Source organism: Rudanella paleaurantiibacter, assembly GCF_009184635.1.
Lineage (GTDB): Bacteria > Bacteroidota > Bacteroidia > Cytophagales > Spirosomataceae > Rudanella > Rudanella paleaurantiibacter.
Genome location: NZ_WELI01000005.1, coordinates 700,101 through 720,757 on the forward strand (window position 1 = coordinate 700,101; position 20,657 = coordinate 720,757).

The window sequence follows — 20,657 nt, forward strand, 5'->3', positions numbered from 1 at the left end:
TTTTCCATTATTCATTCTCCATTATATGAAAAAAATAGCTTCCGCTCTGCTGTCAGTTTACTACAAGGATGGTCTCGAACCCATTGTCCGCCTGTTGCACGAGCAGGGTGTTACGCTCTATTCAACGGGTGGCACGCAGACCTTCATTGAACAACTGGGGATTCCCGTTATCCCGGTTGAAGACCTGACCGGCTACCCGTCTATTTTCGGCGGCCGCGTAAAAACCCTGCACCCGGCGGTGTTTGGGGGTATTTTGTACCGGCGCGACCTGCCCGAAGACGTTGCCCAGGCCGAGCGGCATCAGATTCCGGCCATCGACATGGTGGTGGTCGATCTGTATCCTTTTGAGGAGACGGTAGCCTCTGGCGCATCGGCGGAAGATATTATCGAGAAAATCGACATTGGCGGTATCTCGCTCATCCGGGCCGGGGCCAAAAATTTTGCCGACACCCTCATCGTCTCGTCGCGCAACCAGTACGCTGATGTTTTGTCAATTCTGACGGCCAAAAGCGGAGCCACCGATCTGGACGACCGCCGTCGGTACGCGCAGGAGGCTTTTGCCACCACCTCGCACTACGATACAGCCATCAACAAGTACTTTGTGGGGCAGTCGGCAACCGAACTTTCGGACACGAAAGCGGGCCACGCTACGGTACTTCGGTATGGCGAAAACCCGCATCAGTCGGCTACGTTCTACGGCGATCTGGATGCTATGTTCGACAAGCTGCATGGTAAAGAGCTGTCGTTCAACAACCTGGTCGATGTGGACGCCTGCATTCAGCTGATTGATGAGTTCGCCGACGAGTCGGCCGCGTTTGCCATTATCAAACACACCAACGCCTGCGGGGTAGCTACAGCCCCCACGGCCAAAGAAGCGTACCTCAACGCGCTGGCCTGCGACCCGGTTTCGGCCTTCGGCGGTGTGGTGGTCACTAACCGCCCGGTTGATCTCGAAACGGCCGAGGAGCTGAACAAGCTCTTCATGGAAATTCTGATTGCACCGGAGTTCGCGCCGGAGGCCCTGACGTTGCTGCAATCGAAGAAGAACCGGATTTTGCTGCGCCGGAAACCCGTTGAGCTGCCCACCAAACTGGTGAAGACTATCCTGAACGGCGTGCTGGAACAGGACAAAGACAACCGCACCGAAACCGGAGCCGACTTTACGGTAGTGACCGACAAAGCCCCCACCGACAGCGAAGTGAAGGCGCTCGAATTTGCCCTGAAGGTGTGTAAGCACACTAAATCGAACACGATTGTGCTGGCCAAGGAAGGTCAATTACTGGCCAGTGGCGTAGGCCAAACGTCACGGGTCGATGCGCTGCGGCAGGCCATTGAGAAAGCCCACGCGTTTGGGTTCGACCTGAACGGTTCGGTGATGGCGTCGGATGCGTTTTTCCCTTTCCCCGATTGCGTCGAAATCGCGCATCAGGCGGGAATTACGGCCGTGGTGCAGCCAGGTGGCTCCATCCGCGACAAAGACTCAGTCGACTACTGCAACGCCAACGGATTGGCGATGGTAACTACCGGCGTGCGGCATTTCAAGCATTAATTTTATACATTTCGCTACGGTAATCTATAAAATTGGCTCTCAGTACTGGACATTAGATGTTGGACACTGGACGTTAGACTTCTCTACAGAATGGTAACAGGTCTAACGTCTGGTGTCTGAAGTCAGAATGTCCAGCACTGAAAAATTGGCTAACGGCTAACCGATTAACGACAAGCCTGTACTGGGAACTCGACCTTTCACCTTGCAGGTTTGTCGTTTGTCTTTTCTAACCCTATGCGACTGCTTTACACGATCTGGTGCGCCCTGCTGTTTGCTATCCTGTTCACGCTGTTTTTCCCGTTTATTTTTCTGTGTATTCAATGGGATAGTACTCGGCGGTACGCGCAGGAGGCCGTGCGGCTTATGGGTCAATGCTTTTTCTTCCTGATTGGCATGCCCATTCGGGTCGATTGGCGGTTTCGGCCCGACGCTAAGCAGGCGTATGTTTACTGTGCCAACCATTTTTCGTACTTCGACATTGCCGTGACGGGTGTGGTTGTACCCGGATTCTACGCGTTTATCGGCAAAAAAGGCGTTAAGAAAATCCCTCTGTTCGGGTACATGTTTGCCCGGCTGCATATCATGGTCGACCGGGAAGCCGCCCGTAGCCGTGCCTATTCGCTGGCCAAATCGATTCGGGTACTTAAGGAAGGGCGGAGCATCATTATTTTTCCGGAGGGCGGTATTCTGACCAAAGAGCCCCCCAAAATGGCGTATCCGTTTAAGGATGGTGCGTTTATCATGGCCATTCAGCAGCAGGTACCCATTGTGCCTATGACGCTGGTGAATAACCACTACATTTTGCCCGACGAATCGCCCATTCGGATGCGCTGGTCCCCGGTCAAGGTCGTATTTCACGAACCTATTCCGACCACCGGCCTTACCCCTAACGACCTCGACCAGCTGAAGGAGCAAACCTTCCGCATCATTGATAATGAACTACATAGCCAGTGGGCTAAAACGATACCCTATGAAAGTCGATAAAGAGACCTTACAGAAGATTGCCCACCTCGCCCGTCTGGAGGTTCGGCCTGAAGAAGAAGCCGAGCTGCTCAACAGCCTTAATGGCGTACTGAACTGGATGGAGCAACTCAATGAAGTTGACACTACGGGCGTGGAGCCGCTGATGCACATTTCGCCCGATCTGAACGTACTGCGTGACGATGCGGTGGCCAATCATCTCCCCCGCGCACAAGCCCTCGCCAACGCACCGCAGCACGACGAGACCTTTTTCCAGGTGCCGAAGGTGATGGAATAATGGGTAGTAAATAATGGATAATTCGTAATGGATAATGTGGTTTGGTTGAGCACAAGCCCATGCCTCATTATCCATTACTCACTGAACATTATCCATTATTTATTACAAACTCATCAGCATCGAGATGGGCGGGGAATTTGGCCCGAAACTCGTTCAACTCGTCGAACGAGAGGGTTTGCTGATGCGCCGTTGGGGTTTCGTACTGCCGAAACAGCACCTCGCCCTTTGGGTTGATGATGGCCGAACCACCAGCATAATGGTGCCCGTTGACATCGTCGCCAACCCGATTGACACCAATCACATAACTCAGATTTTCAATAGCGCGGGCTTGTAGCAGCGTATCCCAGGGTTGCTGCCGCACGGCGGGCCAGTTGGCTACGTATAGCAGTAGGTCGTAGGCTTGGGGGGTGTTGCGACTCCAGACCGGAAAACGCAGATCGTAACAAATAAGCGGGCAGATACGCCAGCCCCGCCACGTCCGAATCAGGCGCGACTCGCCCGCTGTGTACAATTTATCCTCGCCCGCCATTCTGAACAGGTGCCGCTTGTCGTAAGTGGCAAACTGCCCGTCGGGCTCCATCCAAAGCAACCGATTCACGTACTGCCCATTGTCGCGCACCACGTAGCTACCCGTCACGGCGGCATTGGTCTGAGCGGCCATTTGCTGCATCCAGCGGTGGGTGGTCAGGCGCGGGGCCTCGGCCACTGCGGGGGCCTCCATCGTAAACCCCGTTGTAAACATTTCGGGCAGTACAATAAGGTCAGTGGGTTGGGGCAGACCAAAGATAGTCTCCTCCAGCGCGGCCCGATTCGCCACCGGGTCGTGCCAGTGCAGGGAGGTTTGGAGGAGGGTTACGTTCATCGTGGGAAACGCATACGGTAGTCGACATCCACCTTTCCTTTGGTAATATCGGTCAGTTTTTTCTTCAGCAACTGCCGTTTCAGGGGCGACAGGTAATCCGTAAAGAGCTTGCCTTCGAGGTGGTCGTACTCGTGCTGAATAATGCGGGCCGCCATACCGTCGTATTCCTCTTCGTGTTCGTTCCAGTCGGTATCGAAGTACCGAATTACAACCACTTCGGGCCGGTACACTTCCGCCCGGATTCCCGGAATACTCAGGCAGCCCTCTTCAAAACCCCATTCTTCGCCGGTTTCATCGACAATTTCGGGATTGATAAAGGTTTTCTTGAACCCTTCGAGGCTGGGGTCTTTGTCTTCCTCTTCTTCGTCCTCGTTAATGGCCGTCCCATCAACCACAAACATCCGAATGCCCTGCCCGATCTGGGGGGCGGCCAAACCAATACCCGACGACGCATACATGGTTTCAAACATGTCGTCGCTTAGTTTTTTTACATCCAGTTCGTCGGGGTTGATGTCCCGGGCCCGCTTGCGGAGGACCGGGTCACCGTACGCTACAATAGGGAGAATCATAATTGAGAGTGATGAGCTATAAGTGATGAGCGATGAGTAACAACAATAGTTCATCACTCATCACTCATCACTTATAGCTCATCGCTGATGTTGTTCCATAAATGATTGCAAAATGATAGCCGCGCTTACTTTATCGATGTTACCCGATTTTTCGCGCCGGTCTTTCTTCGTCGACCCGCTCGCAATCATAGCCTGTAGGGCCATTTTGCTCGTAAATCGCTCGTCGTGTAGATGAACGGGGGTTTCGGGAAAAGCGTTCTGCAAAGCACGCACAAACGACTTTACCCTTGGCGTATTGTCGGTATCGGTTCCATCGAGCCGCTTTGGCATTCCAACTACAAATCCCTCTACGGGCTCCGTCTGCACGTATTTTTTCAGGTAGGCCACCACCGTATGCGACGGAATGGTTTCCAGCGCCGATGCAATGAGTTGCAGGGGGTCGGTCACGGCAATTCCCGTGCGTTTGGCTCCAAAATCAATGGCAACGAGTCGTGGCATAGTACCACAAAGATACGGCGGTTTACGTGGTATGGCACCTACTTGTGACAAATGGCGCCTATTTTCACTCAATCAGTTGCTCAATCTGCCCATAAATCTTCCTACTTTGTGGGCCGTTGATGCCTGTTTGGTTGTTACCAGAAAAACCCAACTCAACCCCACGTATGCCCAGAATGAACTTTTGCCCGCAGTGCGCCAGCCCATTGGTTGAAGGAGAAGCAAGTGGCCGGTCGCGGCTGATTTGCTCAAAACCCTGCGGCTATATTTTCTACAATAACCCACTGCCGGTAGTTGGTGCCATTGTTGAGTACGATAACGATACTGTGGTGCTCACCCAAAATATTGGCTGGCCCGCCCACTGGTTCGGCATTGTGACGGGCTTTCTGGAACAGGGCGAAGAGCCGGCCCACGCCATTCTGCGCGAAATTGAGGAGGAGCTGGGGCTTACCCAAACCGAAATAGTCGAGTTTCTGGGGATATACACGTTCTACCAGCGCAACGAGATTATTTTCACCTACCACGTACGGGCCACGGGCACTATCCGAATGGACGAAACCGAGTTGCAGGCCATTAGACTCGTTCCGATTTCGGAGCTGAAACCCTGGCCGTTTGGCACCGGCCCGGCCGTGAAGGAGTGGCTGGCCAAGCGAGGAATCAACGCCTGACCTATGACCGACCTGCAACGCACCCTCCGCGTAACCCGCTGGGTTCAGGAAACCACCGATACCCGCAGCTACTGGCTCGAACCAACCGACCAACAGCCGATGTCTTTCCGGCCGGGACAGTTCCTAACCCTGCTCGTACCATTTCATGGGCACGAAGCCCGGCGCTCGTACTCAATTAGTTCACTACCCGCCGAGGGGATTCGAATCACTATCAAGCGAGTGGCCAACGGCGATATTTCGCGCCACCTGCTCGACACACTGGCCGTGGGCGACCAACTCAACAGCCTGCCGCCAGCCGGTCGGTTTGTGCTCGATACGCAACCCGACGGTCCCACCCGCGACATTCTGCTGTTTGGGGCGGGCAGCGGCATTACACCGATCCTGCCGATCCTGCGACAAGCCCTCACCAACGAGCCGCAGAGCCAGGTAACGCTGGTGTATAGCAACCCACGTGCATCGGGCATTATTTTTCGGGACGAACTAAACCGGCTACACAGGGCCTACCCCCATCGGTTTCGGCTACTTTATGTACTCAGCCAGCCTGACTCCGACGACGCACTGCCCCAGGACACCGTGCTCCCCGGCCGGTTGAGCAACACCCGGCTCGAAATGCTGCTTCCGACCCTGCTGCACCACGACCGTGCGCGCCCGGGTGTTTATCTGCGGCCCGGCCGATTACATGCGTATGGTTCAGTTTACCCTGCTGGTGTCGGGTATGCAGGCTGAGCAACTTCGGCGCGAAAACTTCGTGGTTGAGCCGCTGCCCAAAACACCGGCCCCAGTACTCGCGCAGGATCGAACGGTGCGTCTTCGGCTCTCAGGCCGTGAGATAGATATTGAGGTGCCGGCCTACGTCTCGATTTTGCAAGCCGCGCTGGATGCGGGCATTCGGCTACCTTACAGCTGCCGGGGTGGGCGGTGTTCGTCGTGCGCAGCCCGTTGCACGGCGGGGCGGGTGCAGATGACCATCAACGATGTGCTGACTGAACGCGACCTTGCCGACGGCTGGGTACTCACCTGCACGGGTTACCCCGACACCGACGGGGTAGTGATTGAACTCTGAGGCTCAGAGGTATTGTCGACACCGCGAATAGGTACGTCGATAATAGCTTTGGTACCTTTACCGGGTTGGGTTTGCCAGTTGATTCGACCGTGTAGCATAGCCACCCGCGACTCAATGTTGCCGATGCCCAGCCCTCGGCCGCTGCGGTCGTAATCGAACCCCTTACCATCGTCGCTGTACTCAAGCTGCAAACTACCTTCCTGTGCTTTCACCACCAGGCCGATGTGTTCGGCTGACGCGTGTTTGAGCGAGTTGTTGAGCAACTCCTGCGTAATCCGGTACAGCATCAGACTCGTATCTTTCGATAAACGGGCGGGAGCCTGCACCACGTTGAGGGTCATTTTCACGGTTTCGGTGGCATTGACCCGGTCAAACAACTCCTCAACGGCCGCCAGGTAGCCGTGTCGCTCCAGGGTTTGGGGATCAAGTTTCCGAAGCAGGTTGCGCACATCGGTGATCGTGTCGTTAATGAGGCCAAACATATTGGCCTTGATCGTGCGAATGGCGCTCGATTCGGGGGTATGCTGCACCAGTTGGCTGGTGTACAGCTTGAGCGTAGCCAGCCGGGTCCCGATTTCGTCGTGCAAATCGCGGGCAATGCTTTTTTTGGTTTGTTCCTGCACATCGTATGCTAACCGTACCCGTTCGGCTTCTTTCTGCCGAATCAGCGCTTCGCGATGGCGCACATACCAGAGAATCAGACCACTCAACGAGCCCAGCGCCAGCAAGATAAAGGGCCAGGTACTCCAGAACGGCGGCCGAATTCGGATGTGTAACTGCCGCACATGATGGCTCCAGTGGTTGTCTTTGTTGGCCGCTTTAACCTGAAACGTATAATCGCCGGGTGGCAGGTTAGCGTATCGCACGTAATTATTATCGCCAACCTGCACCCACCGGTCTTCGTACCCGGTCATCTGGTACTGATAGGTATTGTAACCAGTACTCGTGTTGTCGAGCGCGTTGAATTCGAGCGAAATAGTATTCTGTTCGTGGCTCAGGTCGATCTCGTTCACCTCGCCCACATACCGATTGCCGGGGGCAAAGGGCTCTTCATTGATTTTCAGGTTATAGATATGCACCCTCGGATTGAATCGGCTGCTGTGGTAGGCTTCGGGTTGGCAGTAGTTGAACCCATTGACGCCCCCAAAATACAGCCGCCCGTCCGACGAGCGCATCAGGGCGTTTCCGTTGAACTCATAGCCTTGCAGGCCATCGGTTAGCTTAAAATTGTTGAACACCGCTTTTTCGGGGTCTAGCCGGGAGATGCCCCGGTTGGTGCTTACCCATACTTTTCCAAGCGTATCACACAAGGCTCCGTACACAAACGAGTTAGCCAGCCCCTGCCCTTCGCCATACAGCTGAATTTTACCGGTTTGCCGGTTGTAAGCGCCCAATCCCCGGTTGGTTGAAATCCAGACAATAGGGCGTTTCGGATCGTCCTGAATGTGCAGCACCGTAGCCCCTTCCAGGCCGAGTCGAATCTGCCGCCAGGGCCCCGACTTACCAGCCGGGGGCAACTGGTACACCGCAAACCCGTGCAGGTACATACCAATCCAGAGCTGCCGCCGTGCCGCATCGAACCAAAAACTAAACAGGTTTTTATGGGGCAGAACCGGCTCACGCACCCAGGTTTTGCCCGGCAGGTGGAGGGTGTACAGGCCGTCTTCGGTGGCGGCTGCCAGGGTGCTGCTGTCAATAGACACCAGATTTCGGACGTAGTTGGCAGCGACCAGGCTATTGAACCGCGACGGAAACGGAACCAGCTCGACCGATTTGCGGACCGGGTCAAAACACATGGCCCCGCCGATGGAGCCAATCCAGATTTTGCCGCGCCAATCGCGGTAAATCGACTTAATGAAGTTGTGCATGGGCAACGCACTACGCTCACTGTCGGTCAGGTACCGCTCAACAATCTGTTTCGTAACCGGGTCAAACACGTTGATACCCTTTTCGGTAGCCACCCAAATTCGCCGGGGCGACTCTTCCAGAAACGCCCGGATAGAATAGTTGCTCAACTGGTGGAGCGGGTCAATGGCCGGATCGCCCGATTGCTTGCTTTTGAGCATTCCCTCAAACAGAAACGAGTTGGGCACCACCCGCGCCAGTCCGTCAGGGTCGACGTTGGCCCACACAATGCCCTGATCGTCGACGTACACTTTGCTAATCTCGTAGGTCCGAAGCCGGTGATTACTGTTGGTGAAATGCGTGATGGCTCCGAACCGCTCAGTTCGTTTGTCGAAGTAGAGCAAGCCGTTGGCCTGCGTGCCCATCCAGAGCAGGTTGGTTTGGTCTTCGGCCAGACTGTAAACCGGGCTAATAGGTCGTTTAGGGCCAAGCTGATAAGCTTTGTACGCACAGGTCCGGTGGTCGAACCGAATCAGATTAGTAGCCGTTCCGAGCCAGGCAACGCCGTTTTTATCAACATAAAACGAAAAAATGGCCAAGGGAGTACCGGCCTCATTAGCGGGTCCATCGCTAAAATACGTATGCGCCCGCCGTTCTTTCAGGTTGTACCGGATAACGCCTTTGGCTGCGTGCAACCACACATCGCCCGCCGGCGTCCGAACGGTCGAGCTTTGCAGGTCGTACTCCTGTGCCGGTTTGAGCGTTGGGTCGAGCACCTGTTTCTGGAGCGTCTGCCAATGAAGTGACACCAGCCCCTCGGTATCGCTCAGGTACAGCAGCTCGTCCTGATCGGCAAAAAAAGGCAGTGTGCGGCTATTGACCGGAAGCCCCGTTTTAGGATGTTGGGGTTTCAGGCAGGTAAATCGGTCGTGCAGGCGGTCGTATCGGTTCAGGCCCTCCTCGGTTCCCACCCACAGGTCGCCGTTGGGCGTTTCGACAATGCCCATGATGTTTATTCCGTGAATGGCGCTGGGCGTTGGCCGGTTGAGCGAGGACCGGGTTCGCTGGCTACTACCCGCAACGGGGGCCGGCCGAAAGGTTCTGAACGTGTGGCCGTCGTACCGATTCAGGCCGTCCTGTGTGCCAAACCACATAAACCCGCGACTGTCTTTGTGCATGTAATACACAGACCCCTGGGTAAGCCCCTGCGCAACTCCGATATGATCGACCCGAAAACCTTGCCCACGCGCACTCCCCACCAGACACAGCAATATACTGGCTACCAGCAAGGTGCGCCCAAAAGAGCAGAGCGAGATGGACATATCGGGTGCGTTGAACAACGCTCAAGTTATGTTTTTAGCCCGTAAACCCCAAAAAACAAAGGCCCGTATTAGTATTTAAGGCATTTCTGCAGTGAGGTTTATTGTTTGTGGTTTATTGTTTTTGGTTCCTGGCTATGCTCCCAAACTGGTATTCGCTCTTTCACTCTTTACCACACGCGGCCGCACTCTTTCGCTCATTCACTCTTTCGCTCATTCACTCTTTACCATTCGTCTATTTTCACGAACTTTGGAAAAACGTCCAACCCTCATCAACAATGGCGAGTTTTATTCAATCAACTACCTTATTCTGCATGATGGCAGGAACCACAGCCGCGCTTGCCCAGCCCCTCGCGTACCCAACTACCCGCCAAACCGACCAGACCGACAACTACCACGGTACGGCGGTGAAAGACCCCTACCGTTGGCTCGAAGACGACCGTTCGGCCGAAACCGGTGAGTGGGTAAAGGCCCAGAACAAAGTGACCTTCGGGTACCTGGAGCAGATTCCCTACCGGACCCAATTGCAAAGCCGACTCGAGAAAATTTACAACTATCCCAAGTACTCGGCCCCCTCGCGCAAAGGCGATTGGTTTTACTTCTCGAAAAACGACGGCCTACAAAATCAATCGGTGCTGTACCGCCAGAAAGGGCTCAACGGCACGCCCGAAGTGGTCCTCGACCCCAACAAACTGTCGGCCGATGGTACCACCCGGCTGTCGGCATTTAGCCTCTCTAAAGATGGCAACTATGCGGTAGTGGGCACCTCAAAGGGTGGTTCCGACTGGAACGAGTACCAGATTATGGACCTTCGCACCAAGCAATACCTGCCCGAAAAAATTGAATGGGTGAAAGTATCCGGGGTGGCCTGGCAGGGCAACGGCTTTTTCTACAGCCGGTACCCGAAGCCCGACGGGAGCGCATTGGCCGCCAAAAACGAGAATCACCAGGTTTTCTACCATGCCCTCAATACGCCCCAATCGGCCGACCGGCTTGTGTACGAAGACCCCAAAAATCCGCAACGGTTCCATACGGTTGAAACCTCCGAAGATGAGCGATTTGCCGTGATGTCGGTGAGCGACCGGGGTAAAGGCAAGGATGGGAACGCCCTGTATTACATGGACGCTAAAGCGGGGCACAAAACATTTATGCCCGCCATTACCGAAATCACCGATGCCCGCTACAACTTTATCGACAATGATGACGACGCGTTTTTGATCGAAACCAATGCCGATGCCCCCAATGGTAAGCTGATTCGGTTTGAGCCCAAAACCAAAACGACAACCGTACTGCTGCCCGAAAAACCAGAGCCGTTGGCGAGTGTGGGCGTAGCCGGGGGTAAACTGTTTGCCAACTACTCGAAAGACGTTACCTCACGGGTATATGTGTACGACCGCAAAGGCAAGCTCGAAAACGAGATTCAGTTGCCCGGCGTGGGTACGGTAAGCGGCTTCGGCGGTGAGCGCGACGACAAATTTGTGTTCTTCACGTTTACGTCGTTTACGTTTCCGCCGACCATCTACCGCTACGACCTGGCAGGTAAAAACAGCACGGTTTTCCGCCAGCCGGAGGTTGATTTTACGCCCACCGACTACGAAACCAAGCAGGTTTTTTACACCAGCAAAGACGGCACCCGCGTGCCCATGTTTATCACCTACAAAAAGGGCATCAAACTCGACGGCACCAACCCCACTCTGTTGTACGGATACGGTGGTTTTAACATCAGCCTGCCGCCTTCGTTCAGCCCGCTTCGCATCGGTTTTCTGGAGCAGGGGGGCGTGTACGCGCAGGCGAACCTCCGCGGGGGTGGCGAGTACGGCGAGAAGTGGCATGAACAAGGCATGAAGCTCAAAAAACAGAACGTGTTCGATGATTTCATTGCCGCTGCTGAATACCTGATCGGGCAGAAATACACCTCACCCGAGAAGCTCGCTATCAACGGTGGCTCAAACGGCGGTTTGCTCGTGGGAGCCGTGATGAACCAGCGCCCTGAACTGTTTAAGGTGGCTATTCCGCAGGTGGGTGTGATGGATATGCTCCGGTTCCACAAGTTTACCATCGGCTGGAACTGGATTGCCGACTATGGTAGCAGCGACAATGCCGAGGAATTCAAGACCTTGTACGGCTACTCGCCCCTGCACAACATTAAGCCGGGCGTAAATTACCCCGCTACGATGGTCACCACTGCCGACCACGACGACCGGGTGGTTCCTGCGCACTCGTTTAAGTACGCAGCCGCGCTGCAAGCTGCCTATAAAGGAGCAAACCCGATGCTTATTCGGATTGATACCAACTCCGGGCACGGTGCCAGCAACACCAAAAAAGCGATTGAGTCGACCGCCGACACCTACGCGTTTATTCTCTGGAACATGGGCGTGAAAAGCCTCCGCGAAGTAGCGCAGAAATAACCCGTTCAAACATTGGTGCCGCAAGCGCCTGTTTGGGCAAGCAAAAGCGGGTCGGCCTTTCAGGCCGACCCGCTTTTGTTCTATCCAGAAAAAATGGGGATGCTTCTATTCGGTAGGTAAGTACACGCTAAAGGTGCTCCCTGCCCCTGCTTGACTCGATGTTAGAATGAGCCCTTCGTGGTTTTCGGCCACCTTGCGGGCTATGGCCAACCCCACCCCCGACCCACTGTAGTGATTTTTGGGGTTCAGGCGCTGAAACATCTGAAAAATCTGATCGCTGTACTGGGCATCGAACCCAATTCCGTTGTCGATCACATCAATCCGGCAAAAGCGCCGGTCGGCCCGGTTGGCGAGCTGCACTGGTAACTCGTCCGGGTTTACCCAGTGTGTTTCGACCCGCACAACGGGCTGCACCGGTGGTTCAACGGCCTCAAGCCGCCGGAATTTCAAGGCATTACTCAGCAAATTCTGAAACAGTTGCCGAAGCTGCGTAGGGTCGCCGGGCACCACGGGCAGCTCGCTAACAAACACCTGCGCCTGGCTTTCCTCGACCAGTAAGGCCAGGTCATCGAGGACCTCGGCTGTCAGATCCAACAACGGCACCTCCCGGAATGGCACCCGTTGGGTAGTCAATCGGGAGTAAGCCAGTAACTCCTTAATCAGCAGCGACATTCGGCGCGAAGCCCCCAGCATACGCTCCAGAAAATCGCGACCCGTGGGGTTGAGATCGGGCGAAAACTGATCGTTCAGCATGGTACCGAACGACACGATTTTACGCAGGGGCTCCTGCAAATCGTGGCTGGCTACGTAGGCAAACTGTTGTAAGTATTCGTTACTCCGGTTCAGCTCCCGAACGGTTTTTTCCAGTTCTGTCTGCGATTTTTCGAGGCTTGCCTTGGCCTGCGCCAGCTCTTCGTTTTCGCGCAGGGTTTGCCCCACAATTTTCTGAGCGTGAATATTCACCACAAAGCCCGTCCAGGCCGCTACACTACCAAAATCGCCCGGAATGGGCTTGGCCGTGAACAGGTGCCATTGGTACGCGCCCGTAACGGCCTCTCGAATACGGCACTCGTACTGAAACGACAGCCGCTCGGCGGTTTGCCGGTTCCACTGTTTCCAGAAATCAGCGTAATCGTCGGGGTGGATTACCTTCGCCCATTTGGTTTGGTTGAGCATTGGCAACGAGTACCCCGTTAGCTCTTTCAACCAGGCGTTGGCGTACAGCAACTGCCCCATCTGGTTGGCCGTAAAAATGACGAGTGGCAACGAGTCGGTTACCCGTTTGTAGTGCTGTTCGCTATCCTGAAGCCGGTCGGCGAGGTTCTGCAACTGCTCATTTTTCTTCTTTATCTCGTCGTAGGCCGACAGGGGTCGGTCGGCGTAAAACTGAGCCCGCCAGCGTTCAAAATGCTCGGGCGTGATGGTCCGCGACGCTGGCAGGGGGCAGTACAGGCAGATAAGGCTCCCGGTACCTGAGTTGGTGATTTCCAGCTTTTCAACGAGCCGCCGGGCGTTGAGCATACCCTGGCTAAGCGGATTGGGTACCACCAGTTGACCGTCTTCAATACGAGCTACCAGATACTGCCCTTTCCGGGACACGCTCGCGCACAGAGTCAGCTGGGGCGTTGAACCCGCTTCGAGTGCGTAGCGCCCCACCTCCGACACCGCCGTGGCAAACGACGTTTGGGTCGCCAGTGAAAGACCCGCCAGCTCGGCCAGTTTCATGGTTCGTTTATGGGCCAGAATCAGGTCCATCTCATTATCGAGCGCCACTTTAGCTAATTCCTCCATAGTCTCGCTGAATTCGTCCCACAAATAAAGAAGTATCATCCGTTTGCCGCGCATAATCTTTGTATAAGGCGGCAGCCAGGATGGTTAAATCGTACCGATGGATAAGCGGGTAACGGGTATGGTCCCAACGGGTATGCAGGCCGTCGGAGCACATGATAAGCAACTGCCCGCGCTCAAAAGGTAGCACGTGATTGTTGAGCGTAGTCGGCACATTCATGCCGATGATGCCGTTGTAAGGTAAAAAGTTTTTGGCGGTCATAGCACCGCTCAGCCGGGTCGTGATGTTTCCAACTCCGCACCAGTTCCATTGGTGGGTCTGGCAGTCATACACCACAACCGACCCAACCAACCCACGGGTTTTGCTGACCGACTGGTGCATGTGTCGAACAATGGCAGCCGGCTGATGGTCGGGGCAAACCCGAAACGCCTGGATAGCCGCCTGAACTGCTTTGTTGGCTTCGGGGCCGTGCCCCAGGCCGTCGCCCAGCAGCAGTTTGATATGCCCCGGCGTCTGCTTTACATAGCAGCCATCCCCGCTAACTTCTTCACCCGGTTTAGGCACCAGCAACGACCGAAACTCAAACCCTGATGGCGTATTGAGCGGTGGTTTCAGAAAAATTCGAACCAGCAGAATAGTCCCCCAGCCTTTAATCGAATACAGTTGCGCCAGGTCCGACAGGCGTTTGATAGCCCCCAGCCCGTGGCCCAGGGTACCAGCGGTCGACACGCCGTCCTGAAACATACGGCTCGGGTCGGCAATACCCGGCCCTTTGTCAATGCTGATTAGTTCGAGCCCCGTATAACCGGGCGTTCGGATATGGCGAACGAGCATCTCGCCCCCACCGGCATGTTTGATTAGGTTGGAAGCCATTTCGGCCACGACCAGGTCTATTTCGGCCAGGCGCTGCGCCGAAAAGCCTATGCCAGCGGCAATATGACTAATCCGTTTTTTTAGCGAAGCCACATAACTTCGATCCGACGCCAATAATCGTTCGTGCGGGGAGTTATCCATTTTTCCACTTCACTATTGATACAACCGTCCCCTGCCCCACGGTGCTCTGGATCGAAAATTCATTCATTAATCGTTTGGTACCCGGCAGGCCGAGTCCGAGGCTACGCCCGGTCGAATAGCCATCCTGCATAGCCAGATTAATATCGGGGATACCCGGCCCCCGGTCCGAAAATGTGAGCCGAACCCCCACTTCGCGGCCTTTGCTTACTACTTCGATCAGTACGTCGCCCCCATTACCGTACCGGAGCATATTGCGCACCAACTCGCTGGCCGCTGTAATCAGTTTGGTCTGGTTTACCAGCCCCATACCGATCTTGACGGCCACCTCCTTGACCCGGTTTCGCAGCGGTACCACGTCCTGCTCGCGCATGATCGCCATAGTATCTTTACTCAGCGTCGTCAGCATCGTCGCCAGCTAGTTCATCATCCTGGCCAAACTTATCGTTCAGGAGGGTCATTCCCCGCTCCACATTGAGGGCCGTGTGCACCCCTTTTAGCGAAAGACCCAGTTCGATCAGGGTAATGGCTACGGCAGGCTGCATCCCAACCACTACGGTCTCGGCGTCGAGTACGCGGGTCATACTGGCGATATTGCCCAGAATACGGCCCATAAACGAGTCGACAATCGAAACCGACGAGATATCGATCAGCACCCCACGGGCACCGGTCTTGTGCACCATATCAACCAAATCGGCTTCGAGGCTCAGGGCCAGCCGGTCGTATAAATCAACCTGAATGGTGACGAGCAAAAACGCCCCCATGCGCAGGATTGGAATTCTGTCCATACCGGCTTACCTCAAAAGGCTTTTTTATCAGTCTCCACTCGTTTAACGGTCAACCGTTGCAACCCAAACGCATACCGGAGTGCACTGGCGAGCGAGGCTTTGGTGACGATATTGGTCAAATCGATACCCAGGTGCACAATGGTTTGGGCGATTTCGGGCCGGATACCGCTGATGATACAATCGGCACCCATCAGGCGGGTAGCACTCACCGTTTTGATCAGGTGCTGGGCCACGAGCGAATCGACGGCAGGCACCCCCGATATATCCAGAATGGCAATACTACTACCCGTATCCACAATTTTCTGGAGCAGGTTCTCCATTACCACCTGCGTACGGGCGCTGTCGAGTGTACCAATGATGGGTAGGGCTAATATGCCGTCCCAAACCTGAATAACCGGCGTTGAAATATCACTAATTTCCTCGGTCTGCCGCAAAATCACCTCCTCGCGACTTTTGATGAATGTCTCGAATGTGATAATGGCGAAGTTATCAAGCAGGTGGCTCACTTTCCGGCTCTCCTGAAAGAGCATAACCTCATCGTCGGCTCCGAGGTCGGCCAGCAAATCGAGTATAGTTTCTTTAAGGCTAAAGATAAAGAGGCCGGTTTCGCGGGGCGAAAACCCCTGCCGGGCCCGTTGCGCGGTGATATCCGCCAGAATCTCGAATACCTCATCGAAATCGGAGGAGTCAGGCTGACTAATATTTTCCTCGTGGATCGTTTTAGTTAATGCGTTGACCAATTCTTCTGACTGCGCCCGCAGTTCATCGTTGGTCATTAAATCATCGCGGAGAGTTTCACTGGCTAATTGTTTCTGAAACCAGCCGTCCAACAGTCGGGCTTTGTTGGTTTTGAGGAGTTGGGCTATTTTATGAATCATTTCCTGGTAGATGTAGGAGGATTGCCAAAAGTAGTGATTTTTGACAGCTACGCACCGACTTGTTACCTAATCTGATTTTATTGACCGTTTCGACGCGGGTTTTGTTACTAACTGGTTACTGTTCTGAAGAAATTAATTCAAAACAAGGCATAGAGGTATAAGTGAAATTACTTACTCGATAAGCCTGCCCAATCGTGTGCACCAAGGTATCCCAAAGGGTTACTATAAAGATCAGCCTTCATGCAAAAGCCCCACCTGTGCACAGGTGGGGCTTTTGCATTCTTGAAAAGACATATCCGAATTAGAACTTGAACGACAAACCTACCTGAAGAGGAGCCACTCCAAACCCTGCTTCGGCAAATGCACCCAGATTTGGCTTGAAGAAGTAGCGAGCACCGACGTGGCCTCCCAAACCTACCCCGCCGTATGAACCACGGAAACCTGCAAAGCTTTCATTCCATGACCAACCACTGTAAATCAGCCCTAAGCCTGCGTACACATCGAGCTTATCTTCCGAAATCTTCAGGATCTCATTAAAGTGATAAGAACCACGACCACCAATGCTATAGTAAGCGCCGTAGCCACTATAGCCTCTATACGCGCCAATGGCACCCACCGTAATGTTGTCAGCCACGCCTACCTCGAAGGAAGCCCCCAGGCCTATACCACCGGCATAACCAATACCACCCCATCCTCCTAAACCGATACCGGCGTTCAGAAACTTTGATCCTTTACCCACTTCAAGTTGAGCAAAAGCGGTATTACCAAGAAGGAGAGCTGCGACGAAGAAAAAAGCAAGTGAGATCTTTTTCATGTGAGAAATCAATTTACGTGTTTAATTGTGGCAAAGTAATGTGTATTTCGGCTGGTAGACCAAGAAAAAATTACACCTCTTATCTATCGGTAAATACTTCACAGACTTTACAGACAAAAAGTCAAAAAGTGAGAATTTCACGAACAGAAACAGCATAATTGAAGCAGTTTTCCTATCCGAACCCATCCCTTAGAAGCGAGTCGTTGATCCGATTACCGGCCGTTTGTTGTACAATATTACGGTAGACCCAATGTGCTCTACTAACTACTCAGGCTGGATTGCTTTAAACGGGGTATCAAACGGCTATTTTATTGGCTGAACCGTGTGTGGTTACCAATCCTTATTCGAGGCTATCACCAATACGACTTTACTTTACGAGAGAAACGCGCACCCGTAGACGTTATACCGGCCGCCTGATTCGGCACACCTTGTTTTGGTCAATGTCGGCGGGACGGGGATAGTACGAGATCCGTTTGGCCCTGGGGTCATCGATCAGTTTAATGACAAACACATTGGGGTACTTTCGCACTACTTTGTAAATCAGGTGCGGCAACAAGGCAAAGTAGAAGTAGTCGCCGGTTGCAAGCGTAGAGAGGTAAACTCGTTTAGGTCCAGCCTCTACGCTACTTGCATTTGGAACGGTAGAGTTTTGCATACGCTTAAAATTTAGAAAGGTGGATATTACCGACATGTCGTGGGGCTCTTAAGAACTAATTTACTAAACTCCAGAGAGTCCAGCACCAGCGATGCTGGACTCTACCACTACCTAACCCATAAAATTTAAGTGAGACCCAAATCACCAGATCATAACCTGAAGCATTTTCTGGTAGTGTAGATTCCAGGGCCTATTCTAAGTTCTACGTAAGTAAGATTAGTACAGATTTCCCGTAGGATAGATTTTCCCTAAATAATTAAACTACTTAACAATAAATCCCCCTATCCACCTCAATCTACTACTTAGTCAAAACTAAGGAGGAGCAAATTCCCCCAAAACGCAAAAAGCCCCATTTCGGGGCTTCTGCTTATTAATTGGGGAGTAATCAATGAGCCGTTTCGGTGCTCTTCAATTTATCCTTAACAAATTAAAAATAAACTGATTATCAATTATTTAACACGAAAATTTAAAATTAAGGTACAAATAGTGCCCAAAAATGATCCAGTTTTCTATATCGACAGATATTTTCCGTGGAAAAGTAGAGTATTTTTATTGGCAGTAGTGAGGTCGTAATTTATAACATGATTGACGGCTCTTTTATAGCAGTCATTAAAGTTCCTGCATATATAAAAAGCACTACGTTGTTGGGTGATGAGAGTTAGTATTGGGGGTTAGTAACATCCTCGCAAAAAAGAGAATAGCACAATCACTATGAGAACATTTATGCTTTTAGCACAAGAATGGTTTAATCGTTTTTTCTCATGGCTTTCATTGCATGATCCAACCATGAAAGCTGCCTTTATCGGTGCCTTTGTGGCTCTTGTTGGTTTCTTCATCCAAGATTTCTTGGCAAGAAAGAATGAAAGGGCGAAACAAATAGAGGTAGAGCAAAGCAAGATGAAATACCTTCACTTCTTGATAACAGACTCATACAAAGCGATTGAATCCTTTGATTCTACAGCAACTAATGTCGTCCGATCTTTCCAAGAAAATCCTTTCGTCCTACCAGGCTTTGGGTTGTACCCAGCTCATAGTATTAATGCTATAGCCAACAAGATTAATCAGGAAGAATACTTTTTGGCCTCCGTTAGCCAAATGAAAAACTACAAGCTTGTTGAAATATTCTTGATATACAATACAATGAATGAAGGATACAAAAGAATTACCGAACATTTTGTTAGTGAGGCCCCAAAGTTCATTCAGGCAAAAGACCAATATCTAAATCTAATTGAGGAATTAAGATCAGCATCAAATGCTTACCTACAAAGTACTGTTGGGCGCCAATTAGATGAAAGAGAAAAAATTGCATTAAGTAAAATCCGGGAGCTCTCGGTTAACCTTCAAAATTATCATAATGCTTCTCCTCCACTTCAAGTTTGGCTCTACGAATCTAATCAGATATTCGTTCAGCCAACCTTCAATATAGTAAGAGAACATGGGAATCAGCACCACCAGGAATTATTCAATATTTCAGTAAGAGCGACCATACAACATTCAAAAGTGGTTGATCACATGAGAAATATAGTATCGGCGGTTGACAACAATAGAAAAGAGATGAACAGTCAAATAGCCTACATCAGGGAGCTTACCAAGCCATTAAACAAGTATATATATGACCTCCACATTGAAAAATTAGAGCCAAACCAAAATTAAATGAGCAGACTCTACCATTTTCTCAACCTCCGCAAGAAGCCTGTCAAGTTCGACACCTTCTAACTCTTCTCTCTGCTCCAGTTGATCAGCAACGTATCGAACAGCGGCACTGATCGGCTCAGTACTCAGAATGTCGACAGCTTCGCTGTACAGATGGATACCGGCAGTGATAGCATACTCCGACGGATCATCACAGTCTTTGTACTTCCCTAGAAGTAGTCTCTTAGCTTCCCAAAAATCATTTTCAACACCATACATCTCGCTGACTTCAAACGCACGTCTGACGCGACTCAATATCTCTTCGTCCTCAGCCGGAGCCTCAATATCCTCAGCAGCATGTCCTGCCAAAATAAGAAGGCAGTGCAGCGACAGCTCGGGCTCATCTATGTATGGCCTACACAACTGTGCATTTTCTGCACGGTTAGCGTATAACAGCAACTCAGGCTCTTCCAAGTGCTGAGGGTCTTTACGACTCTCATTTTGGCTCCATTCGATGTAGGCCTTATTAATGGCATTTTCGGTAACAGTGACCTTTATTGGTCTTTTCCCAGCACTGTATTTGCTTTGCTCTAAAACACTCATTACAAGATGGCCGGCTTGGTGAATGGACATCATTCTTAGCAACGACTTAGCCTTACTGTGTTCATTTTGATTGGTCATAATCTGTAGTATATCTGTGGTTTTCGGGTTGCGATAAAGAACTGTTCAACGATGGAGTATTTCATTTTAAGCAAAGATCTGATCGACCGCCAAGAGCGTACTCTTGCGGATTGTACCAAGGCTTTGAAAGCTGTGGAGCAGCTTCTGATCCAGCAAAACAAAGCAATACTGGCAAACCAACTTCTGAATGTAGAAGCGGCCTGCCAGTACCTTAGTGTGAGTGCGTCAACTCTCGCCTACTACCGTGGCAGAGGTCTTCCATACTACCGGAAGGGAAAAGACGGCATCTGGTTCCGCCAGGGTGAAATAGATGAATGGCTTCAAACGGGTAAGGTAAATCGCCATACTAAATGACCCGTCTGCATGATCGGAA

The 20,657-nt window shown here is 52.4% G+C and carries 21 protein-coding genes; 9 read left to right on the forward strand and 12 right to left on the reverse strand.

Going from position 1 to position 20,657, the window contains the following annotated elements; genetic code table 11:
* Nucleotides 1-25: 25 nt before the first annotated feature.
* The 3 genes from purH to gatC all read left to right on the forward strand — a co-directional run bounded on the left by purH (nucleotide 26) and on the right by gatC (nucleotide 2,807).
* Complete coding sequence (purH, locus tag F5984_RS15045) at nucleotides 26-1,549, forward strand: bifunctional phosphoribosylaminoimidazolecarboxamide formyltransferase/IMP cyclohydrolase (RefSeq protein ID WP_152125042.1); 1,524 nt, start codon at nucleotides 26-28, stop codon at nucleotides 1,547-1,549.
* A gap of 234 nt (nucleotides 1,550-1,783) precedes the next feature.
* Nucleotides 1,784-2,533 carry a lysophospholipid acyltransferase family protein gene (locus tag F5984_RS15050; protein ID WP_185155522.1) on the forward strand — a complete coding sequence of 250 codons (750 nt, stop codon included), beginning with the start codon at nucleotides 1,784-1,786 and terminating at the stop codon, nucleotides 2,531-2,533.
* On the forward strand, nucleotides 2,520-2,807 hold the full coding sequence (gene gatC, locus F5984_RS15055; RefSeq protein ID WP_152125044.1) for an Asp-tRNA(Asn)/Glu-tRNA(Gln) amidotransferase subunit GatC: 288 nt from the start codon (nucleotides 2,520-2,522) through the stop codon (nucleotides 2,805-2,807). Before F5984_RS15050 ends, gatC begins: the two co-directional genes overlap by 14 nt.
* Nucleotides 2,808-2,895: 88 nt before the next feature.
* Here gatC and F5984_RS15060 read toward each other — a convergent pair whose 3' ends face one another.
* From F5984_RS15060 to ruvX, 3 genes are all read right to left on the reverse strand, one after another.
* Nucleotides 2,896-3,669: an amidohydrolase gene (locus tag F5984_RS15060; RefSeq protein ID WP_152125045.1), complete on the reverse strand. Its 774-nt coding sequence runs from the start codon at nucleotides 3,667-3,669 to the stop codon at nucleotides 2,896-2,898.
* Nucleotides 3,666-4,238 carry a peptide deformylase gene (gene def / locus F5984_RS15065; protein ID WP_152125046.1) on the reverse strand — a complete coding sequence of 191 codons (573 nt, stop codon included), beginning with the start codon at nucleotides 4,236-4,238 and terminating at the stop codon, nucleotides 3,666-3,668. Before def ends, F5984_RS15060 begins: the two co-directional genes overlap by 4 nt.
* Before the next feature lie 78 nt (nucleotides 4,239-4,316).
* On the reverse strand, nucleotides 4,317-4,736 hold the full coding sequence (gene ruvX, locus F5984_RS15070; protein WP_152125047.1) for a Holliday junction resolvase RuvX: 420 nt from the start codon (nucleotides 4,734-4,736) through the stop codon (nucleotides 4,317-4,319).
* Between the two features lie 164 nt (nucleotides 4,737-4,900).
* On the opposite strand from ruvX, the gene F5984_RS15075 reads away from it, so the two are divergent.
* From F5984_RS15075 to F5984_RS26980, 3 genes are read left to right on the forward strand one after another with little or no spacing between them, the layout of a single operon-like run.
* Nucleotides 4,901-5,401 (forward strand): NUDIX domain-containing protein, encoded by a 501-nt coding sequence (locus F5984_RS15075; protein ID WP_152125048.1) that lies wholly within the window; start codon nucleotides 4,901-4,903, stop codon nucleotides 5,399-5,401.
* A gap of 3 nt (nucleotides 5,402-5,404) precedes the next feature.
* A complete protein-coding gene (locus F5984_RS15080; protein WP_317163114.1) occupies nucleotides 5,405-6,127 on the forward strand; it encodes an FAD-binding oxidoreductase in 723 nt (240 codons plus the stop codon).
* The gene (locus F5984_RS26980; protein WP_317163115.1) at nucleotides 6,087-6,464 is read left to right on the forward strand and encodes a 2Fe-2S iron-sulfur cluster-binding protein; all 378 of its coding nucleotides are present in this window, start codon (nucleotides 6,087-6,089) and stop codon (nucleotides 6,462-6,464) included. The genes F5984_RS15080 and F5984_RS26980 overlap by 41 nt, the downstream gene beginning before the upstream one ends.
* On the opposite strand, the gene F5984_RS15085 is transcribed toward F5984_RS26980, so the two are convergent.
* Entirely contained in the window at nucleotides 6,428-9,631 is a 3,204-nt protein-coding gene (locus F5984_RS15085) for a ligand-binding sensor domain-containing protein (protein ID WP_152125049.1), read from the reverse strand. The two genes, F5984_RS26980 and F5984_RS15085, sit on opposite strands and share 37 nt — an antisense overlap.
* Before the next feature lie 311 nt (nucleotides 9,632-9,942).
* Between F5984_RS15085 and F5984_RS15090 the strand changes: the two genes are divergently transcribed.
* Nucleotides 9,943-12,036, forward strand: a complete 2,094-nt coding sequence (locus F5984_RS15090; protein WP_152125050.1) for a prolyl oligopeptidase family serine peptidase — start codon at nucleotides 9,943-9,945, stop codon at nucleotides 12,034-12,036.
* Nucleotides 12,037-12,141: 105 nt separating this feature from the next.
* Here F5984_RS15090 and F5984_RS15095 read toward each other — a convergent pair whose 3' ends face one another.
* The 7 genes from F5984_RS15095 to F5984_RS15125 form a co-directional block, all read right to left on the reverse strand.
* On the reverse strand, nucleotides 12,142-13,827 hold the full coding sequence (locus F5984_RS15095) for an ATP-binding protein (protein ID WP_246169025.1): 1,686 nt from the start codon (nucleotides 13,825-13,827) through the stop codon (nucleotides 12,142-12,144).
* Nucleotides 13,811-14,839: an anti-sigma regulatory factor gene (locus F5984_RS15100; RefSeq protein ID WP_152125051.1), complete on the reverse strand. Its 1,029-nt coding sequence runs from the start codon at nucleotides 14,837-14,839 to the stop codon at nucleotides 13,811-13,813. The genes F5984_RS15095 and F5984_RS15100 overlap by 17 nt, the downstream gene beginning before the upstream one ends.
* A complete protein-coding gene (locus tag F5984_RS15105; RefSeq protein WP_019990679.1) occupies nucleotides 14,832-15,245 on the reverse strand; it encodes an anti-sigma regulatory factor in 414 nt (137 codons plus the stop codon). The genes F5984_RS15100 and F5984_RS15105 overlap by 8 nt, the downstream gene beginning before the upstream one ends.
* Complete coding sequence (locus F5984_RS15110) at nucleotides 15,226-15,624, reverse strand: STAS domain-containing protein (RefSeq protein WP_152125052.1); 399 nt, start codon at nucleotides 15,622-15,624, stop codon at nucleotides 15,226-15,228. Before F5984_RS15110 ends, F5984_RS15105 begins: the two co-directional genes overlap by 20 nt.
* A gap of 11 nt (nucleotides 15,625-15,635) precedes the next feature.
* Entirely contained in the window at nucleotides 15,636-16,502 is an 867-nt protein-coding gene (locus tag F5984_RS15115) for an STAS domain-containing protein (protein ID WP_152125053.1), read from the reverse strand.
* A 301-nt stretch (nucleotides 16,503-16,803) separates the two neighbouring features.
* The gene (locus F5984_RS15120) at nucleotides 16,804-17,316 is read right to left on the reverse strand and encodes a hypothetical protein (RefSeq protein WP_152125054.1); all 513 of its coding nucleotides are present in this window, start codon (nucleotides 17,314-17,316) and stop codon (nucleotides 16,804-16,806) included.
* A gap of 400 nt (nucleotides 17,317-17,716) precedes the next feature.
* Nucleotides 17,717-17,971 carry a hypothetical protein gene (locus tag F5984_RS15125; protein ID WP_152125055.1) on the reverse strand — a complete coding sequence of 85 codons (255 nt, stop codon included), beginning with the start codon at nucleotides 17,969-17,971 and terminating at the stop codon, nucleotides 17,717-17,719.
* A gap of 723 nt (nucleotides 17,972-18,694) precedes the next feature.
* Here F5984_RS15125 and F5984_RS15130 point away from each other — a divergent pair.
* Nucleotides 18,695-19,624 (forward strand): hypothetical protein, encoded by a 930-nt coding sequence (locus F5984_RS15130; protein ID WP_152125056.1) that lies wholly within the window; start codon nucleotides 18,695-18,697, stop codon nucleotides 19,622-19,624.
* Here the strand turns inward: F5984_RS15130 and F5984_RS15135 are convergent.
* Complete coding sequence (locus tag F5984_RS15135; protein ID WP_152125057.1) at nucleotides 19,604-20,284, reverse strand: hypothetical protein; 681 nt, start codon at nucleotides 20,282-20,284, stop codon at nucleotides 19,604-19,606. The genes F5984_RS15130 and F5984_RS15135 overlap by 21 nt on opposite strands.
* Before the next feature lie 51 nt (nucleotides 20,285-20,335).
* Here F5984_RS15135 and F5984_RS15140 point away from each other — a divergent pair, with 51 nt between their 5' ends.
* Nucleotides 20,336-20,638, forward strand: coding sequence for a helix-turn-helix transcriptional regulator (locus F5984_RS15140; RefSeq protein ID WP_152125058.1), 303 nt, complete (start codon nucleotides 20,336-20,338; stop codon nucleotides 20,636-20,638).
* Nucleotides 20,639-20,657 lie beyond the last annotated feature (19 nt).

What these genes read in the sequence shown, in the direction of transcription:
- F5984_RS15050 (WP_185155522.1), top strand. Translation starts at nt 1,784, where the DNA reads ATGCGACTGCTTTACACGATCTGGTGCGCCCTGCTGTTTGCTATCCTG.
- F5984_RS15140 (WP_152125058.1), top strand. Translation starts at nt 20,336, where the DNA reads ATGGAGTATTTCATTTTAAGCAAAGATCTGATCGACCGCCAAGAGCGT.
- F5984_RS15080 (WP_317163114.1), top strand. Translation starts at nt 5,405, where the DNA reads ATGACCGACCTGCAACGCACCCTCCGCGTAACCCGCTGGGTTCAGGAA.
- gatC (WP_152125044.1), top strand. Translation starts at nt 2,520, where the DNA reads ATGAAAGTCGATAAAGAGACCTTACAGAAGATTGCCCACCTCGCCCGT.
- F5984_RS15105 (WP_019990679.1), bottom strand. Translation starts at nt 15,245, where the DNA reads ATGCTGACGACGCTGAGTAAAGATACTATGGCGATCATGCGCGAGCAG.
- F5984_RS15120 (WP_152125054.1), bottom strand. Translation starts at nt 17,316, where the DNA reads ATGAAAAAGATCTCACTTGCTTTTTTCTTCGTCGCAGCTCTCCTTCTT.
- F5984_RS15060 (WP_152125045.1), bottom strand. Translation starts at nt 3,669, where the DNA reads ATGAACGTAACCCTCCTCCAAACCTCCCTGCACTGGCACGACCCGGTG.
- F5984_RS15130 (WP_152125056.1), top strand. Translation starts at nt 18,695, where the DNA reads ATGCTTTTAGCACAAGAATGGTTTAATCGTTTTTTCTCATGGCTTTCA.
- F5984_RS15090 (WP_152125050.1), top strand. Translation starts at nt 9,943, where the DNA reads ATGATGGCAGGAACCACAGCCGCGCTTGCCCAGCCCCTCGCGTACCCA.
- F5984_RS15075 (WP_152125048.1), top strand. Translation starts at nt 4,901, where the DNA reads ATGCCCAGAATGAACTTTTGCCCGCAGTGCGCCAGCCCATTGGTTGAA.
- F5984_RS15125 (WP_152125055.1), bottom strand. Translation starts at nt 17,971, where the DNA reads ATGCAAAACTCTACCGTTCCAAATGCAAGTAGCGTAGAGGCTGGACCT.
- ruvX (WP_152125047.1), bottom strand. Translation starts at nt 4,736, where the DNA reads ATGCCACGACTCGTTGCCATTGATTTTGGAGCCAAACGCACGGGAATT.
- F5984_RS15085 (WP_152125049.1), bottom strand. Translation starts at nt 9,631, where the DNA reads ATGTCCATCTCGCTCTGCTCTTTTGGGCGCACCTTGCTGGTAGCCAGT.
- purH (WP_152125042.1), top strand. Translation starts at nt 26, where the DNA reads ATGAAAAAAATAGCTTCCGCTCTGCTGTCAGTTTACTACAAGGATGGT.
- F5984_RS15095 (WP_246169025.1), bottom strand. Translation starts at nt 13,827, where the DNA reads ATGGAGGAATTAGCTAAAGTGGCGCTCGATAATGAGATGGACCTGATT.
- F5984_RS15100 (WP_152125051.1), bottom strand. Translation starts at nt 14,839, where the DNA reads ATGGATAACTCCCCGCACGAACGATTATTGGCGTCGGATCGAAGTTAT.
- def (WP_152125046.1), bottom strand. Translation starts at nt 4,238, where the DNA reads ATGATTCTCCCTATTGTAGCGTACGGTGACCCGGTCCTCCGCAAGCGG.
- F5984_RS15135 (WP_152125057.1), bottom strand. Translation starts at nt 20,284, where the DNA reads ATGACCAATCAAAATGAACACAGTAAGGCTAAGTCGTTGCTAAGAATG.
- F5984_RS15110 (WP_152125052.1), bottom strand. Translation starts at nt 15,624, where the DNA reads ATGGACAGAATTCCAATCCTGCGCATGGGGGCGTTTTTGCTCGTCACC.
- F5984_RS15115 (WP_152125053.1), bottom strand. Translation starts at nt 16,502, where the DNA reads ATGATTCATAAAATAGCCCAACTCCTCAAAACCAACAAAGCCCGACTG.
- F5984_RS26980 (WP_317163115.1), top strand. Translation starts at nt 6,087, where the DNA reads ATGGTTCAGTTTACCCTGCTGGTGTCGGGTATGCAGGCTGAGCAACTT.